The organism is Bacteroides clarus, from assembly GCF_015555825.1.
Lineage (GTDB): Bacteria > Bacteroidota > Bacteroidia > Bacteroidales > Bacteroidaceae > Bacteroides > Bacteroides clarus.
On sequence record NZ_JADNLF010000004.1, the window covers coordinates 262,793 to 281,606 of the forward strand.

The 18,814-nt window shown below is 34.9% G+C and carries 16 protein-coding genes; all 16 read right to left on the bottom strand.

The genetic code is table 11. From position 1 onward, the window contains the following. Positions 1-3 precede the first annotated feature (3 nt). Positions 4-681: a hypothetical protein gene (locus I2F54_RS06775; protein WP_195500818.1), complete on the bottom strand. Its 678-nt coding sequence runs from the start codon at positions 679-681 to the stop codon at positions 4-6. A 31-nt stretch (positions 682-712) separates the two neighbouring features. Continuing rightward, positions 713-1,762, bottom strand: coding sequence for an acyltransferase family protein (locus I2F54_RS06780; RefSeq protein ID WP_195500819.1), 1,050 nt, complete (start codon positions 1,760-1,762; stop codon positions 713-715). Between the two features lie 37 nt (positions 1,763-1,799). Further along, positions 1,800-2,360 carry a WcaF family extracellular polysaccharide biosynthesis acetyltransferase gene (locus I2F54_RS06785; RefSeq protein WP_195500820.1) on the bottom strand — a complete coding sequence of 187 codons (561 nt, stop codon included), beginning with the start codon at positions 2,358-2,360 and terminating at the stop codon, positions 1,800-1,802. Positions 2,361-2,539: 179 nt separating this feature from the next. Then, positions 2,540-3,460 carry a glycosyltransferase family 2 protein gene (locus I2F54_RS06790; RefSeq protein WP_195500821.1) on the bottom strand — a complete coding sequence of 307 codons (921 nt, stop codon included), beginning with the start codon at positions 3,458-3,460 and terminating at the stop codon, positions 2,540-2,542. A gap of 4 nt (positions 3,461-3,464) precedes the next feature. Further along, positions 3,465-3,998, bottom strand: coding sequence for an LbetaH domain-containing protein (locus I2F54_RS06795; protein WP_195500848.1), 534 nt, complete (start codon positions 3,996-3,998; stop codon positions 3,465-3,467). 29 nt (positions 3,999-4,027) lie between these two features. Continuing rightward, on the bottom strand, positions 4,028-5,125 hold the full coding sequence (locus I2F54_RS06800) for a glycosyltransferase (protein WP_195500822.1): 1,098 nt from the start codon (positions 5,123-5,125) through the stop codon (positions 4,028-4,030). Between the two features lie 21 nt (positions 5,126-5,146). Next, positions 5,147-6,217: a glycosyltransferase gene (locus I2F54_RS06805; protein WP_195500823.1), complete on the bottom strand. Its 1,071-nt coding sequence runs from the start codon at positions 6,215-6,217 to the stop codon at positions 5,147-5,149. Further along, positions 6,214-7,539 carry a hypothetical protein gene (locus I2F54_RS06810; protein WP_195500824.1) on the bottom strand — a complete coding sequence of 442 codons (1,326 nt, stop codon included), beginning with the start codon at positions 7,537-7,539 and terminating at the stop codon, positions 6,214-6,216. The genes I2F54_RS06805 and I2F54_RS06810 overlap by 4 nt, the downstream gene beginning before the upstream one ends. Next, on the bottom strand, positions 7,536-8,384 hold the full coding sequence (locus I2F54_RS06815) for a glycosyltransferase (protein WP_195500825.1): 849 nt from the start codon (positions 8,382-8,384) through the stop codon (positions 7,536-7,538). The genes I2F54_RS06810 and I2F54_RS06815 overlap by 4 nt, the downstream gene beginning before the upstream one ends. 26 nt (positions 8,385-8,410) lie before the next feature. Beyond that, positions 8,411-9,718 (bottom strand): cytochrome P450, encoded by a 1,308-nt coding sequence (locus tag I2F54_RS06820; RefSeq protein ID WP_229097148.1) that lies wholly within the window; start codon positions 9,716-9,718, stop codon positions 8,411-8,413. After that, entirely contained in the window at positions 9,639-10,694 is a 1,056-nt protein-coding gene (locus I2F54_RS06825) for a glycosyltransferase family 4 protein (protein WP_195500826.1), read from the bottom strand. Before I2F54_RS06825 ends, I2F54_RS06820 begins: the two co-directional genes overlap by 80 nt. A 181-nt stretch (positions 10,695-10,875) precedes the next feature. Beyond that, positions 10,876-12,141 carry a nucleotide sugar dehydrogenase gene (locus I2F54_RS06830; RefSeq protein ID WP_195500827.1) on the bottom strand — a complete coding sequence of 422 codons (1,266 nt, stop codon included), beginning with the start codon at positions 12,139-12,141 and terminating at the stop codon, positions 10,876-10,878. Positions 12,142-12,658: 517 nt separating this feature from the next. Further along, positions 12,659-13,558: an acyltransferase gene (locus tag I2F54_RS06835; RefSeq protein WP_195500828.1), complete on the bottom strand. Its 900-nt coding sequence runs from the start codon at positions 13,556-13,558 to the stop codon at positions 12,659-12,661. After that, the gene (locus I2F54_RS06840) at positions 13,555-15,102 is read right to left on the bottom strand and encodes a lipopolysaccharide biosynthesis protein (protein WP_195500829.1); all 1,548 of its coding nucleotides are present in this window, start codon (positions 15,100-15,102) and stop codon (positions 13,555-13,557) included. Before I2F54_RS06840 ends, I2F54_RS06835 begins: the two co-directional genes overlap by 4 nt. A gap of 189 nt (positions 15,103-15,291) precedes the next feature. Further along, positions 15,292-16,356: a GDP-mannose 4,6-dehydratase gene (gmd, locus tag I2F54_RS06845; RefSeq protein WP_195500830.1), complete on the bottom strand. Its 1,065-nt coding sequence runs from the start codon at positions 16,354-16,356 to the stop codon at positions 15,292-15,294. Positions 16,357-16,369: 13 nt separating this feature from the next. Continuing rightward, on the bottom strand, positions 16,370-18,802 hold the full coding sequence (locus I2F54_RS06850) for a GumC family protein (protein ID WP_195500831.1): 2,433 nt from the start codon (positions 18,800-18,802) through the stop codon (positions 16,370-16,372). Positions 18,803-18,814: the final 12 nt, after the last annotated feature.

Below are 18,814 nucleotides of genomic sequence, written 5' to 3' on the forward strand. Positions count from 1 at the left end.
ATATTATTCTTTTAATTTAAAGTATCTATATGCTATTACAATTTCCTTTATTTGTACTTCCGCATAACGGGTTCCCTCGTGGCAGCAAAAGCAACAAGCAAAACCTGAAGCTAAAAAAAGCAGGATACAAACAAGACCGAACCCACTTTGATACAATATGAATCCTACTATCAATCCTATCAAGGAAGATGCTATCAGCCCTTCATAAACCGCCTGCATTACCCAATATTTATTGATAAATGCCATCGTAGCAGCGGCATTTTCACATTCCCGCAAGTAGGTCCACATTTCCGTATAATACATTTTACAATCATCTTCGTCTGTATAATCTGCCAAAATTTTCTCTTTTTTATTAGCATACCTTACCGCTTCTTTAAAGCAGGTCATGAATCTTGTTTCTTCCACTTTCACCAATAACACATAATGCTTCCGCCTATACATTATGACTGTCGCTCTAATAGTCTTACCTATAGTAAACGAAAGTAAACCACATAAATAAGTAAAAATAATAGCAGCAATCACATTCAACGAAGTGCTACCAAAACTACCTAATAAATCATTCTGCCATAACCCATAACAAATAATGGAGAACGAAGCTATGCCCGAAACGATATAAGAGAAATCAAAGACTGTGAATATTTCACCTATCTTATCAATTATTTTAGTTACACTTGAAATCATATTTCACCTAACAAATTATTTACAAAGTCATTCAATTCCTACTACCTACTAAAAGCATATAGAATCGTGGTAACCATCTTTTCAGTAATACAGCTATCGGTATTGCTATCAAGATGAACAACCAAGGTGATAATAAATATGCAACCGCAAAACCAAAAGAAGAATTTCCCAATATAACAACCAGCAATTTTCTAACAATATTCAGAGCAGGTTCATGGAACAGATAAATGAAAAAAGTAAAACCGCATACCATTTTCAGTAAAGAATGTTCCTTCAACTTGAAATTCACTCCTACCAAACAATCATATAAATTCCATAAGCCTATAACTCCTAACGCCGTAATCGGTATATTCAACCATCGCCAAGCCACACTATCATAACTTAATTTCGCTATAGAAAAACCAAGGAATAAAAATAAGATAATTATTGATTTATGCTTTTTCAAATCAATTAGTAAAGCATCTCCTGCCATAAACCAAAATGCAGCAAAAACAGGAACATATTGTCTGATTTCTGTTAAGGTCAGTAAAAATAAGCACCCAACAATCAATCCCTTATGTATATGCTTACGCAGATAATACAAAATAGGAGAAATACAAACCAACAGAATCAAATCCCGCAAAAACCAAAGGTGAAAAGCATAAGGAGAACCGCCGTCTTTTACTTTATAAAAAAGAGAACATAGAATATCTGCTATCGGTTGTTGTAGTTGTTCTGAGAAAGAAGCACTATTGACAAACTGTTTGGTTCCAAAAACAACTTCTAAAAGCAGATAAAATAATGGGAAGAACAAGCATGCTACCACATAAGGAATTAAAAGAGTATGCACCCTTTTTCGCATCTTATGATAAACATCATTGATACTCCCCACATTCAAAAAGAACAAATAACCAGATATCATATAAAACATAGGCACTGCACACCGTCCTATTTCCCCCGATATAATATCTTGCAGCAAGAAATTGAATTGCATTCCTGCTATTTCATGGGGATAATCATGGAAACCGGAATGAATATATAAGACCAAGATTATAGAAAAGAAAGATACTACTTTTATCTTTTCACTGAAATATTGATTCATAAATGGGATATTTAATCTTTGAAATATATAGTGTATTTTAAACTGTAATACCAATTCTTCTTTTCCTAACTAAAACTGCCGGATTACCTTGATAAATTCCATCTACCTCAGTATTTTTTGTTATCACACTTCCTACTGTAGCTATTGAATTGATATGCATTGTAACACCGGGGCAAACCACAACTTCAGCTCCTACCCACACACCTTCTTCTATCACAATTGGCGCATTGCGATAAGGCATAGAGGGCACAGAATAATCATGATTTCCTGTCAGTAGTAATGCTCCTTGCGAGATACAGACGTTACTACCTATGGTTACATAATCCAAGTTATCAATCCAAGAGTTTTCACCCAACCAGACATTATCACCTATAGTCAGTTTCCAAGGAAACTTTATTATCACATTATTTTTTATAATTAATCCTTTTCCGATTTTGGCACCAAAAGTACGAAGTAATGCAACCTTTATCCCCATAAAAGGATTCCATGAGGCTCTTACCAATAAGGCATTCACGAAATACCATGCCGTGATTTTCAACTTACCGGCCCCTTTGTCAAAATCTCCTGCAGTAAAAGCTTGCAAATTTATCCGGTTCATTTGCTTGTCATTTTATGAAAAATATTACAAGTGCTTTTCAATAAAATGACGCAACCAACTATATGATTTTCTTCATTACAAGTAGAAATAAAGGTTACGGTAGAAGTATTATGCACATCTCCCTCCTCTCCACTCTAAATTTCCAATGGAGCGAGAAACAGAGATTCTATATACTTGTTTTACCCCCCCCCGTTAATATTAGTTAACATTTCATTAGCTAGTATATCATATTTTTCTTCTAAATATTTCATAATCAACTCTTTATCATAATAACACATTTGCTTTATCTCATATACTTTTGCATCAGCCAAAGTTCTGTACCACCATCCTTGTAAAAAATGCCATAAAAAGCCCTCTTTTCCATCAAGAAAACCCAATCTAATGAAATATCGTAAAAAGAAAAAGGCAAAAGCTCGCCAAAATAATGGCATTTTAATATACTTCAACTTCTTCTTACGAATAGCACTTGAATGCTCCCCGGAATTAACGACAGTATTCTCATACACTCCATATTCTGTCAATAATAAATCAATAGCTTCCCTCGTTGCGTATCCATTATGTTTTGTTGTCCACCAAGTCAATCCATTAAGATTATCATCGTAAAAAGGATGATTGAGTTTTTCTACTATTCCATCTGAAATTTGAATATGTTCATCCATAAAGCGATTTTCACACATTGCATATTTCACTCTGAATAAACGTAAAAGGATAAGTGGAATAATACCATGCTTTATATGTTTACCCATGAATATACGCAAACATGGTACTGTAAAACCATTTACATCAGAAGATATCTGAGGTAAACGCTGATGTAATTCATTAATCAACTTATCTGAAAGATATTCATCAGCATCCATACGCCAAACCCATTCTGTAGTTATTGGCAGATTTTCCAATCCCCAATTAAATTGCTTGGAATAATTTATCCATGGATTCTGATAAACTTTGGCTCCCAGTTTTTTCGCAATTTCCACCGTTTTATCCGTAGAAAATGAATCTACTATAAAAATCTCTTTTGCAAACTTCTTCGCATTATTCAAACAACGTTCAACATGAATTTCTTCGTTGTAAGTCAAAATTATAACAGAAATATCAAGCATATCTTTACTCTTTTATAATCCGCTTTTTTATAAACTTTGCAGGATTGCCTCCTACTACAGTCCATGGTTCTACATTCTTAAATACACAAGCACGTGCACCAACTACTGCCCCCTCACCCACCTTAACGCCAGGTCCCAAAAAGGCTTCCGCCGCTACCCACGCCCTATCTTCTATGATAATAGGTTTTTCTATTTGTTCATGCCGAGATGAAGATATATTATGTGAAGCTGTACAGAGATAAGCCCTCTGTGAAACAGTAGCATTTATACCAATAGTGATAGGAGCCGCATTATAACAGTCTACCCCCGATGCTATACAAGCATAATCTTTCATTTCCAAATTCCAAGGTATAAAGATTTTTGCAGAAGTATACACATTTGCCGTACTTGCAATTTTCGCCCCAAACATACGAAGCAAAAAACGCTTCCAAGGCATTAGTGTACTTTTAGGAAAAGGACGAGCCAATAGAGTCCAACATACCTCCCATAGCATCCGTTTAATACGATTGGTTGTGGTATATGGAGATACAAAATGCATGTAATCTATATTTTCTTTTTGCATTTTAGTTATATATTGTTTATTACTTTTTTATATAGAGCAACCATGTCTTCTGCCACTTTTTTTGAAGAATACTTACGTTCAACTAACCGACGTCCATTACGTCCCATTTTGCCTAAATCATTAACAGTCAATTGTAGGAATGCCCTTAATGCATTTATGGTAGGTTCTGTACCAACTTCTGTCCACCAACCACAATTTTCTGTTCTTAGCTCATGCCAAGGCGTACCTTTCGTCGTTACTACAGGAGTGCCACATGCCAATGCCTCTGCCACTACTATACCAAAATTTTCACTATGGGTAGGAAGCACAAACAAATCTGCATTACGGAATAATTCCCATTTTTTATCACCATATATACCACCAATGAACCGAATATTATCAGTCACTCCCAACCGAGAAGCCAACTGCCTCAATTCACCAATATAATCCTCCTCCCCCTCGCCGGCAATATTAATTTTATACCCTTTCAACTCATCCTTCATTACGGCAACAGCTTCAATCAGAAAGTTTATCCCTTTCTTGACATGTATCCGCGAAAGAAAAAGAATATCCTTCTTTCGTTCCCATGAAGTTTTCATTACAACACTATCAACATCTATACCATTTGCTATCACCTCAATCTTTCGATTATATCCCAACTTTAATAAGTTTTCTTTCTCACTTTCAGCAGTAGCATGGAGATAATCCGCCTTTACTACAGCATTCTTTTGATACAACAAAAGCGCAGGCACTTTTTTAGTCCAATAATGCCGTTTTATAATCCACGGTTCCAACATCCCATGAGGAGTCAATACAACTTTATACCCTAACTGTTGTGCCCATTTTTGAGCAAAAGCACATTGAGGCATCCAACAACAGTTTACATGAATAACATCCGGTTGAATTTTATTCAACAGCGCCTGCCACTCTTTCTTCATTCCATTCAAGACAGAAGAAGATATGTAGTGTATTTGGCTATTTTCAATACCTACTGGATTAAGACTAACATGCGAAACAATATGTAGTTCCACTAACTTGCCAAGTTCATTGGCTAATAACTGCATATACGCAGTAGTGCCACCCGAAGTGCGGTCAATACTGGGAATATAATGTATTATCTTCATTTTTGCCTATAAAAATAGCAACTATATCACAGAACAAGCTTTCTCAACCATATTTTCAGGTAAAAGTGTTTTTGCCAATTGTCTTGCATTGTTCCCCATACATACTAATTCTTCATGAGAAATATCAGTAAGTATTTCTATGCATTGCTTCATATCTTCAAACAGCATCCCATTCTCTCCACTCACTATATAGCTATACTCTACACATTGTAGTGTATGTTCAGAACGTTTAAAAGTGAAAATAGGCAAACCATATCCCATGGCTTCCACTATTGAGAGTCCAACCCAACCAGGTTGAAAATAGATATCTGCAATTGCAAAAAGATCCCTCTTTACATCCACATCATACACAGCCCCAAAATCGTGTACATTCCTATATTTTGAAAAGTCCGGTTTATTAATTCCATCACCTATTATAATAAAACCAAAACGTTTAGCATCTAACTTCTGAATGGTTTCCAACAATAAATCTACTCTACGGTGAGGCGAAGTAAAACGGGCACAAAAAATGAGTACACGTTCTTCTCTGATATTGTACTTATTCTTCAAAAGACAGATATCACAATCAGGACGATACTTCAAAATATCCTTCATTCCAGTAACTGTGTTGTTCAATGCAACAATTTTCTTTTTAGGAAAAATAGCTTTCCACTGTCTTTCCTCTTTCGGCATATATACCCATATTCCATCAGCTAATGCAATCATCCATTTTAATTTCCAATCCGGATATTTTTCTTCATGGATATAACGTTTCACCGAAATTCCCTGCCCATAAAGTATAATCTTCTTTCGATGAATAAATTTCGTGAACAACAATAACCAAGTAGTAAGATGAGCAAAATGCAACATCAGAACCAATGTGTCATACTTTTTTCTCAATATTATTTGAGGATTATAGTACAAGAAACCATGAAATTTTATATTGGATATAGATATCAAATTCTTTACATGTATGTCAAATCCATTTTTCTTTGCATCATCCATCGAATTATAGATATAAATATCCATGCACTCACATTGTTTACGTAATAAAGAAAAAAAATCATCACGATAATGAGGTACTTCTGGTTGAAGTAATGCTATTTTTTTCATCTCTTTACAATATAAATTTGCCGCGTTCCTTCATGTATAGAATCAAATGCGACCATTTTACCATAGGCATCCCAACGCGGATGAAGATCGCAATGCAATCCACTACGCGTAAAACTCATTTGTTCTATAGAAACAAACGACAAAACACTTTCATCTATTCCTGCAAGAAACTGTTCTGCTAATGTCATGTCAACCTGTTCCTTACCCATATAGTACTCACCTATTTCATTCTTTGCATTCTTTGTAAAATCATAAAAAAACAAAGTCCTTGTGTTAGTTTCTTTATGAGGATAAGTATCACAAATCATTATATTCCGATTTGTTGGGCAACACATTGGATGACCATCTTCTAAAAGAATATCTTCAGCAAAAGGAATAATGCTTTTATCATCAGTATCACCTACCATAAGAAAATGTTTACTAATGCTTTTGGAATGCCCTAGTACTATGCGCACCAACGATTTTACACCTCTCAATAAGGGTCTTACAAGAGGATTTGAAAACAATGGATTAGTACGCATAACATCAATGCTACTACCAGCACGCCCCCAAATGAAGATATTATTCTCATCGCGCCAATCATAATGGCTAAGAAATCCGTAAGCAAGGCAACGCAAATCACTGCCATCTGTTCCTACCGTCATCAACCTTGTACGAATACCGCCATCTGCCAAGAAAAAACGGTGAAGAAAAGCTATACGTTTATTATTAGGGCTTAATAGCAAATGTGTTACATAATGATGTGAGCCATTATTTGCACTAGTCTCGGCATCACACTGAGCAACATCTCCTATTGATACTAACAAATCAGAATGATTTGTTGCTATTTCTGTTTTGTATATACCATCTTTTAAGGGTATTGCTTCAGAAATGAATTTATCAGGAAGACCATTATATCCATATCCACCTAAACGAAATAATCGCGCATAATTTATTCCATAAGCCCATTTCCCATCCTTAGTAACACAATGTGCAGTATTATCAATTGAACCAATTTTCTTTCCAACAGTAACGTCATAAATATCAGCTCCCCAGTGATTACCAATACGATTATTCACAATAAATTCAGTATCACTTAACCACTGCTGCCGCGCACCTTGCGGATAATTTAAAGCCACTGTTTTCCCTAATTCTATAAAACGTTGCTCTTCCCACAGAGCATACCCAACTCCAAATTCCTCATTAGCTAAGGGAGGACGGTTAATCACATCCGTTTCTACAGATAATATTTTATCTCCTGATTTATTAAAAGCAACGATATCATGAAAACCAAAAAGATGATGTTTAGGTCCTGATGTAGCTTTAATTATTTCATATTTCATAATTCAAAATTTTCTTTTATAACTTTTTTTCTATAACAAATAATCCTTCTTATTTTTAACACTTCTTTTATATTCAAAAAAAGTAAATTGTAAATTATCATTTTCAGCATTCGTTTTATATAGGCATCATTTTTAGCCTTGTAGTCTAATTCATATTTCTTACATATATAACAAAAAGAATCAGACCCTTTTTGAGCTGCAAATTCGTTTTGTTTAGTACGATGTCCTGCCTTATGTAAAAAATGATATTTATCTAGAAAAACAGTCTTATATCCTTTAAGCAATAGACGTTCAGACAAATCAAACTCTTCAAAATACATGAATAAATTAGGATCAAACATTCCTATTTCTACAAATAGATCACTTCTAAAAAGCATGAATGCTCCACTAATAAAGTGTGTTTCTTGATTGAATTCATCCACTTTCGCCCCTTCAGGAGCAGTCATTTTGAGAAAAAATGAAGGTGCACCTCCTTTCTGGTGAATACCAATACAACCAATAGAAGTATCCTTATCAAACTCTTTCAGCAGAGATGTAAAAAGAGGTTCTATAAATTCTACATCATTATTGATAAAAAGAACGTAATCACTTTCATATCTTGCAAATCCAATATTATTAGAAGCACCAAAACCTGGATTAGAAGGATTAGAAATAAAATCTATATCATGATATTTTTGTATAAACGTTCTCCATTCCCAAGAGTTTTGTGGAGAATTGTCAACAATAATCAATTTAGCTTTATCACCTAAATCATTATATCTATGATAAGAATTCAAAAAGAGAGTTAGTTCTTTCTTGTCAGGCTTATATGTGACCGTAACTATTAATAACTTGTATTTTTTCATTTGAATAAATCGATAATAATTTAAAATCAATTCATAGAAAAGGGCTTGCGCGACTGCAAATAATTTAAATAAAATAGTGCTAACATAACAGCAAATGCAATACTTCCATTATTTTTTAAAACAGCGGGAGGACCAAATAAAAGAAGCTGAAATGAAGATATTATAGTCCATAAAAGATAAACATTATATGGTGATTCTCTACTAGACAAACCTTTCAATCCTAACTTATAGACTTTGATAAAAATCCATAAAAAAACAACAAAGGCAATTATACCATTTGAAACTCCCTTTCCCATCACAACGGAATGACATGGAATCAATTTTAAAGTTTCTGTTTTTACTTTACTTTTATCATCCAACATTCTTAATTGCAATAAATGATATTTTCCGGTGTAGTCAATCGCCCAACTACCATGCCCCCACAAAGGTTTGTCTAAGAAAGCAATAGTAGAAACAAAAAAATCCGTTCTTGCAGATAATAATATCATAAAAATATTAGAATTCCAATTTATTTTTTCAAATTGAGTCCGGTTTTGAGTTGTTCCCCATTCTCCACGTTTAACCTTAGGCATATAAACTAAAGATAAAAATAGTTGTACTATAATAACTATCACTATCATCCCTGGCAGAATCCTTTTAAATTTTATCGTTTTATATTTATCATATAGCAGCAATGCAAAGGTTGTAAAAAACATAGAGAAACCTAAAGATCTAGCTCCACCAATAATAATAAAGATAGAAGTACTAAATAATAATAAAAACAAATAACGTTGTATCCATTTCCATTTTGTTAATACAATTACATAAACAGATGAAACGGTGATCGGTGCAATATAGAACTTAAAATAAGTATCATCTCCCTGCTCGGAAAATCCAAATTGATCTCCAAAGATTATTAACCCTAAAATACTACATATAGGTATCCATATTATTAATGATATATTTCTTACCAGTTTCTCTAAAAAGAAAAGCATCAAAAAAAAAGCCATAAAAGTAACAGATACACCTTTTAGTGCATTTATGATAGTATTCTGCACCATAAATTCCGCAAAAATCTGAACCCCTATAAGCAAATAAAAGCCTATTGATATGTCATGCAAGTTCGGAATTCTTTTTCCTTGAACGTTAAGCCATCTAAGTAAATGTGGTATTTGAGTTAATACAAATAATTCAGTCAAAGATATAGATCCTATTAAATCTATACGTACATTCATAAACAATAATGCGGCTATGAATAGTATTGTTTCCTTTTTACTAATAAGATACATGCTCTGCAAAAGTTTTGTGGAATTCTTGCCATATAATTTTCCAATCAAACTGCTTAAGATATTCATCTATTGCCTCATTATCAAGAATTATATTATCACAGTTATTTATTAATGAAACTAACTCACTCTCTTTTTGAGGATCAAAAAAAGATACAACCTTTGATGAAAATTCACTTAAAGACCCCGCATTCGATGAAAACACTTTGCAATGATATGATAATGCTTCCAAAATAGGAAGTCCAAATCCTTCATATTTGGAAGGAAAAATGAAAGCTGAACAATTGCGGTACAAATAATCCAAATATTTGTCTTCTATGTAACCTGTATAAATAATACGATCCGAATTAATAAGATGATGCCCTTTACCACAAATCACCAGCTTTTTTTCCGTATTTGTAGCAAGAAAAGCTCTCACCATAAAATCTATATTTTTATGTGCAGCTCCTAAACCTACATACAAGAAAAAAGAATCCTTTTTTAAGTCAGCATATTCCTCTTCAATATTCTTAAACTCCAATTTATTAATACCTTCACGTAGTATAACCGATTCAGTATTGTATATATTCTTCAAATCATCATGCGTTGTCTTAGATACGGATATAATTAAATTGGCATCTCTAATTACATATTTAAAAAACAACCTTATACGTAATTTACGCAACATTACTTTAATAAAATTCATCTGAAAAAATCCAGTGACCATCAAGAACATTAAATCATGACATGTAATTATATGCATAGATTTTTTTTTATGCCAAAATGGACCTATCAAATCTCCTGAATGATAAATCTCATAGCTTTGTTTAGAAAGCCAAATTGAAAATTTCACATTGTCCACAAAAGTATGCCTCCCATAGGGACAAACAAATTGCTGGAAAGGTAAATCTTTAATATAATAATTCACTATTACTACTAAACTATTTTCACCATATTGCTGTACATATCCTTTTGTAAGTTCCATAATATACCTACTAATACCACTTAATTGCCGAGTCATACTACGACCATCTATTATTATTTTTGTAGATATTTCTTTCTTCATTATCGAGTAAATTTTTAAATTAAAATTCTTTTCTCCTCATGATTCAATCCCCAAAAAGTTATACATAATATGGTAAATAGAAAAGAGAGAAAACAAGAAAAAATAAAATAACCTTCTTTGAATGGACATAAATAACTTAAACGCTAACTATAACTATTCTAATTAAATATCATTTATAAGATTAGTCTCTCCTAAAAATATCTCTCGTATAAACCTTCTCCTTTACATCTTCCAAACAAGTGTCACACCGATTTGCAATAATCACATCACTTTGTTCTTTCAACTTTTCCAAATCATTTACTACACGACTCCCAAAGAATGTACTTCCATTTTCCAATGTAGGTTCATAAATAATCACCTCTGCCCCTTTTGCCTTAATGCGCTTCATAACGCCTTGAATACTGCTCTGACGAAAATTATCTGAATTCTTTTTCATAGTCAAACGATACACACCTACTACACAATGTCGTTCTTCATTAGAGTTAAAATCCCCCCGATTATAATAATCGTAATAGCCTGCCTGCCGAAGCACACGATCTGCAACAAAATCCTTGCGAGTACGATTACTTTCTACGATAGCTTGAATCAAATTTTCAGGCACATCTGAATAATTAGCCAAAAGCTGTTTAGTATCTTTTGGCAAACAATAGCCTCCATATCCAAAAGAGGGATTATTATAATGCGCACCAATACGCGGATCCAAACATACCCCATTAATAATAGCAGAGGAATCAAGCCCCTTCACTTCAGCATACGTATCAAGCTCATTGAAATAACTAACACGTAAAGCCAAATATGTATTAGCAAATAATTTTACAGCTTCAGCTTCTGTAAGCCCCATAAATAAAGTATCTACATCTTTTTTAATAGCACCCTCTTGCAATAATTCAGCAAATGTATGTGCAGCCTCTACCAAATGAGAATTATTCATATCAACCCCTACAATGATACGACTAGGATAAAGATTATCATATAAAGCCTTACTTTCACGCAAAAATTCCGGTGAAAAAAGTAAATTCATTTTCTTTATACCTTTAACTGCATATTTTGCATAAAGCGATTGACAATAGCCTACAGGAATAGTACTTTTTATTATCATCACTGCATTTGGATTTACCTTCAGTACCAAATCAATTACTTCTTCTACATGACTCGTATTAAAATAATTTTTAACCGGATCATAATTAGTTGGTGCTGCTATTATAATGAAACTTGCATCTTTATATGCGCTTGCGCCATCCAGCGTAGCATACAAATTCAATTTTTTCTCAATCAAGTATTTCTCTATATATTCATCCTGTATAGGAGACTTATGATTATTTATCAGCTCTACTTTTTCAGCAATTACATCTACTGCGGTTACTTGATGATGTTGACTTAACAAAACCGCCATACTTAATCCTACATAACCTGTTCCGGCTACTGCTATTTTTACTACCTCTGCCATATAATTACATCTCTATTTAATAATGTTCCGTCTACTTCATATCACACTCTACCATAATATGTGCTAATCTCTCAAAATTTATCTTAGTAGGATTCTATCCAAACAATGTTTTAGCCTTTGTTGAGTTAGCCTACAGCTACTCTACCGCGAATGGACAGAAATATTTAAGATTGACTTCCACCAATGCTTTGTTAGTTTTCACATCAATACTCTTTTCTTCAACACCCTTTCCTTCCCAATGAAGTTCCATATCTACCTCACAGAAAACCAATATGGAAAATTTGCAAACAGTATACATTTAGCCTGTAGCTATCAAAATTTTCCTCTTAACTTATTATCTAATAATATAATAAAACCGGAGAACATAATCTAGACTATAACATATCCATTATAAACCCTATTAAAAACACAACACCTCCCATTATAAATAATAGAATCACATCACTAGTATCCTTACACAATAAGATGTGTAACAATAATTAAAATCATCGAAAAGATTCGCAATAATTCAATTTCGCTACATCTTTCTTTCATCTTGCATTTTTATTGTCGTTACTTCTTCAATTGTCATACCTTCAGGAAGAATATATTTCTCATCTTTATGTTTAGCAAACCACTGGAATAAAAATCCTTCCAGTTCATGATTAAAAACTCGAAAAGCGACTTTAGAAGCTATCAATCTTGCTGGGATTCCACCTATTATGGAACCCGGATCTGCTTTAAAGCCTTCATTTCCAAGACTACTATTCACTAAACTATTTGATGCTACAATACATAAATCCGGAATGGTTACCCCCCCTGTAATAGTTGTACTATTACAAATCCAACAACCTTTACCTATTTTAATAGGATGTGTTGCTGGAGAAATTGTAAAATCTTTCACTTTCAGCATAAAATGATGATTTGACTCCAATATTTGACAACGATGTGCTATTCGAGATTGCTTTCCGATGGATATAGATTGATGACATCCTATATTAACATTATCTGCAATAATAACTTTTTCTCCTATTTCCAAAGTAGCATTTTTCTGTACCAATATACGATTACCACATCCTATAGAACATGGACCATGAAAGATTATAGAACCGACATTAGATAATTCACTGTCAAAATTCTGAAAACCAGGCATTAATTTTTTTGTTTTATTAAAAGATATCATACCTATTGATACACTGCCAATTATATCCATATCACCCACTAAAGTGTATATTTTAGGACTACCATAAATAAAAATCGGTAATTTGACTGCCTTCCTAAAAGGAAAACTTAGTAAATTAACATAAATAGTAGCTAAGGGATTAAACCAATGAGAGTTCATCACCCTAACAAAAGCCTGCACTCCATATCTATCATCAACCTTCTTTAATAGTTTTAATATCGAATACCTCTTATATAAATCACTTAATCTATTCATAAACAGTTTACTTTAAATACTATTCTTTTTATATATTGTTTTACAAGTTCTTGTTCACTAATCCTCAGACCGACAAAATAGATTATTGGTAATGAAGATAATACTGTAAATACAGTAGTCCCCATCAACCTAATAAATGACTGTTCAAATAATACGGTTATAATTATCGGAACTATTACTGCTAAAAAGAGACATAACACTATGGGGAACAAAACTTCTGTTAGATATTGTTGAATTTTCATTCCTACTATTGAATTTATACGTTTGATTCTCACTCCCACCATTACTGTCTTAAACAGTAGAAGCATAATGAGAATAACTTCAGGAGATACGCTATAGAACTTTATCAAGCAATAAGAAAGCGGTAAATATGTAAGATAAATACTAGACAAAATTATTTGATATGTTTTAACCTTACCCGATGCGTATATTAATAGATGAAGAGGATTCGATAGACCATCAATAACTACCATCAATATAGTTATCTTCGCAAAGGAAATAGTATATTCTGGAATATTACCAAGCCATACTTTAAGCAAATATTCTATTTCAAAGTACAAAGGGATTCCCATAAGCATAATAATGTAGAAACAAAACCTGCTAACCCTTAATACTAAATATAGTGATTCATCAATCTGTCCCCCTGCATATTTTTTTGTGATTTGTGGATTAATAGCAGTCTGAAAATTCCCCACAAATTGCCGCATGATACTTTCTATTTGAACAGCAATACCTCTTGCAACATTAACTATAGGACCGAAAAATATATTTAATAATATATTCAACCCTTGTGTATTACACATAAAAGCTAAATCACACGAAATATTCCATGACGTAAAACCAATTATATCTTTCCAAATAGCATTATTCCAAATCGGTTTATACTTAACCTCTTCAAAAGTTCGATACGAATATTGCCAATATGCCACTTGTATTATTATACTAACAATTACCATCAACAATGAAAAAAGAATTAGTCTATCACACATAAAAAAAGGCAAAACTAATACTATTAACAATTTAGCAATAACCTGCATTATTGAGATATAAGCAAATGCTCCCATACGTTCGTGAGCTATTATTGTAGAATTATATGGGACGTTTAAGATTCCAATACAAGCACTTAGAATAGAGGCTTGATATAACCACATTGCTGCCGGCATTCTGTCAGCCGGAATAATAAGTTTCTCACTAACTATCCACAATCCTATTGTTTCTCCAACTATCAGCGTCAGTATTGATAATATCATATGAAAATTCATAGACATACAGAATATTCCATGTAAATAATCCTGGTCGCCTTTGCCCAAAGCAGTAGTTATGAATCTTGCTGTTGTTGTGCTCATTGTTTGATTTAAAAAACCAAGAAAAACGATAACGCCTCCAACAACATTATATATACCAAAGTCTGTTACTCCTAGTATTTCCAAAATAGCTCTCGTTGTATATAACGATACAGCCATTGAGAATAACATCCTAATTGATAAAAAGATTGTGTTTTTTGCTATCCGTTTATTATTTGAAATACTATTTTCTGCAACCATTGAAATTCTCAAAATCCATAAACACTAACTTAACATCAGTATATGTTAAAAAAACAAGAACAAGCATATATGATACAAAATTTCATAATGCCAAAATAGAACTATATTCTGTCGTCTTAAAAGACAATTCTATTGTGATCAAAAATTCCTTATATTAATATACCATTAACCAACCATATAGTTCAAACTTCAGAAAAGATTCCGCTCTGTCCACCGCATATCATGTTCCACCATTATATGTATCAATTCTTCAAAACTTGTTTTTATTGGATTCCAGCCCAACAATGTTTTAGCCTTTGTCGGATCTCCCAACAACTGTTCTACCTCGCAAGGACGGAAATACTTAGGATCAACTTCTACTAATACTTTACCAGTATTTACATCAACACCTTTTTCCTCAATACCCTCTCCTTCCCAACGAAGCTCCATACCCGCTTCACGAAAAGCTAATGTTGCAAATTCACGAACTGTATGCATCTCGCCTGTAGCTATCACAAAGTCTTCCGGAGAATCGTGCTGAAGAATCATCCACATACACTCCACATAGTCGCGGGCATAACCCCAATCACGACGGGCATCCAAATTACCGAGGTATAGTTTATCCTGCTGACCATGTGCTATACGCGCAGCTGCAAGGGTAATTTTTCTTGTGACAAAAGTTTCGCCACGACGTTCACTTTCATGATTAAAAAGTATGCCATTGACAGCAAACATACCGTAGCTCTCACGATAGTTCTTTGTTATCCAAAAGCCATACTGCTTTGCCACACCATAAGGACTACGAGGATAAAAAGGAGTGCTCTCCTTTTGGGGAACTTCCTGTACTTTACCATATAGTTCTGATGTGGAAGCTTGGTAAATTTTAGTCTTATGGGTTAATCCGAGAATACGAACAGCTTCCAGCATACGGAGCGTACCTACCGCATCGGCTTCCGCCGTATATTCAGGGACGTCAAATGACACTTTTACATGGCTTTGTGCGGCAAGATTGTATATTTCGTCCGGTTGTATCTGCTGGATAATACGAATCAGTGAACTACTGTCCGTCATATCTCCATAATGCAGGTTTACCAAACGGTCTTTTTTCATATCGCGTACCCATTCATCCAAATAAAGATGCTCGATACGCCCTGTATTGAAAGAAGAAGAACGACGGAGAACACCGTGAACTTCGTATCCTTTATCAATCAAAAACTCGGCAAGAAATGAACCGTCTTGCCCCGTAATACCTGTAATTAATGCGACTTTCTTCATTTTTTACTTTTTATTATTTATTATCCTTTCCATAACCGTAGCCATAGCCGTAACCATACTTCTTACCATAACCGTATTTTCCATACTTGCCATATTTGCCGTAACCATAATAGTAGCCATTCTTGCGTTTATCCATGTTGATACCATTAATCAGTGTACACAGATTAGGCAGTTTTTCATTATGCTTCAGTTCGTTAATCAACTCATAATCGCTCTTATGCGTATAGTCGGCACGGCAGACATAAACACTTAAATCTGCCACACGAGCTATCAATCGGGTATCAGTAACCATACCGATAGGCGCCGTATCGAGAATGATATAATCGAAATGTTCTTTCAATATCTCAATAGCTTGATCGAGGGATTGGCGTGCCACCAGTTCTGTAGGATTAGGCGGTATCGCTCCACCCGGCAGGATATAAAGATTGGGAGAAATGGAAGATTGCTGGCAAAGTGACAGCAAATCCGTATCTTTGGGAGATGCCAAATATTGAGTAATTCCCCTTTCTTTATGAGATAGGGCAAACATGCGGTTTAGTCCCGGTTTACGGATATCCATACCGACAATAACTGTTTTACAGTCCATAAAAGCAAGACTGACAGCAAGATTTGCCGCATTGAAGCTTTTACCTTCTCCGGGAGTAGTAGAGGTGAAAAGAATAACCTTTTGACCTTCTTGCAGCATGTACTGAATATTGGTACGCACGCTACGGAATACTTCTTCCATCAGTCCATTCTTATTCTCATTCACTACAATGGGGTGCCCTTCCGGATATTTGATTTGGGGCACATCGCCTACTATCGTGACATTGGTGATACGCTCCACATCCGCACGTCCCTCTATTTTGAACCGAAGCAGGCGAGTAAGATAGATACATCCTATGGGGAACGCCAAGCCCAAAACCAGCGCCATCATATAAATCTTCCGGCCATTGGGGGCAACCGGTCCTTTAGCCCGAGGCTCCTCGACAATACGTCCGTTATTGGCTACAGCAGCTAAAGTAATAGCATTTTCTTCGCGCTTCTGCAAAAGCATCAGGTAAAGATTCGCTTTGATTTCCTGCTGACGGGTGATACTAATAAGTTCACGTTCCTGCTGCGGGGCATTGCTGATACGGGCCTGATACTTACGTGCTTCCAAATCCAGATTGTTGCGGGTTATCTGCAATCCTTTCTCTACACTTTCCACAGTAGTGAGCACAGTGTTACGGGTAGCGGAGATGGAAGTGTCCAGATTGATGAGCATCGGATTATTCTCATTGGAACTGCGCAACAAGCGTTTACGCTCAATGAGCATTTCATTGTATTGGGCTATCACATTAGTCAGTCCGGCATCTGTCAAACCGACATTGGCGGGGATTACTTCATACTTATTGTCCGGATTGTCAATATAGCTTCGCAAGAAATTTATCAGGCGTAGCTGATTGGTGTTCTCGGCACGCTTCTGGTCGTATTCCGAGCTTCCCTGCAGAGCAAGCTGCGCATCGGCGCTCAGATTGGTGAGACCGGCACGCTGCTTATAATCCGCCAGTTCGCTTTCCGTAGTGCCGAGTTCCGTATTGATGATATGGATACGCTCGTCAATGAACTGGGCGGTGCGGCTTGCCACCTGATTCTTATCATCGTTGGCATCACTATTATAGAGAGCTACCAACATATCAAGATAATCCATACCGCGACGGATACTACTGTCATAGAAAGTGAGGCGTACGATAGAAGTATACTCGCTTGTAGGTTCCGCACTTAAACGTTTCTTATATCCATCGGCTGCTACCGATGGGGGGATAATTGTAGCAGTCAGTGTACGAGGAGTAGATATATGAGCCACAACACTGTCCGAAGCAGCAGAGAAGTTCAACGTTCCTATAGGAGTAATGAATACGGCCGGCAGTTTATCGAATGACTTACCGATGCTTCGCTCTTCTTCTTCCACAGAATAAGTAAGCGTAGCTCCTACTTTACCATCGGGTGTACAATCCAGCTTTACCTGCAGAGCGGAAAGAAGTTTTTCCGCTTCATCGGGAGCCATCCATACCTGTACCGGCGAAGTCTTATAAAGAATATGGTCGTAACCAAAATTGCCATCTTCCTTATAGGTGATGTAGAGATTCAAGGCATCCACCACCTTTCGTGCCAATGTATATGATTGGAGTATTTCCAACTCATTATCAAAATTATTGGCCATGGAAAGCATACCCAAGTCTTGCATGGAAGCCAAGGATGAAGATGCGCTGTACTTCGTTTTATCTCCCTGCTTTATCAGAACCGTGGAACTGACACTATAAACCGGTGCTTGATAACGGAGATATACATAGGCTCCCGCTAAAGTAACTACAAGAAAAGCAAGGATAACAGGCCAATAAAGCAGATATTCAAAAATAATAGTTTTATAATCGACTTTTTTATCTTCGTCCTGAAGGAATTCATTAAATTGTTCTTCTTTCATCTTAATAGAATA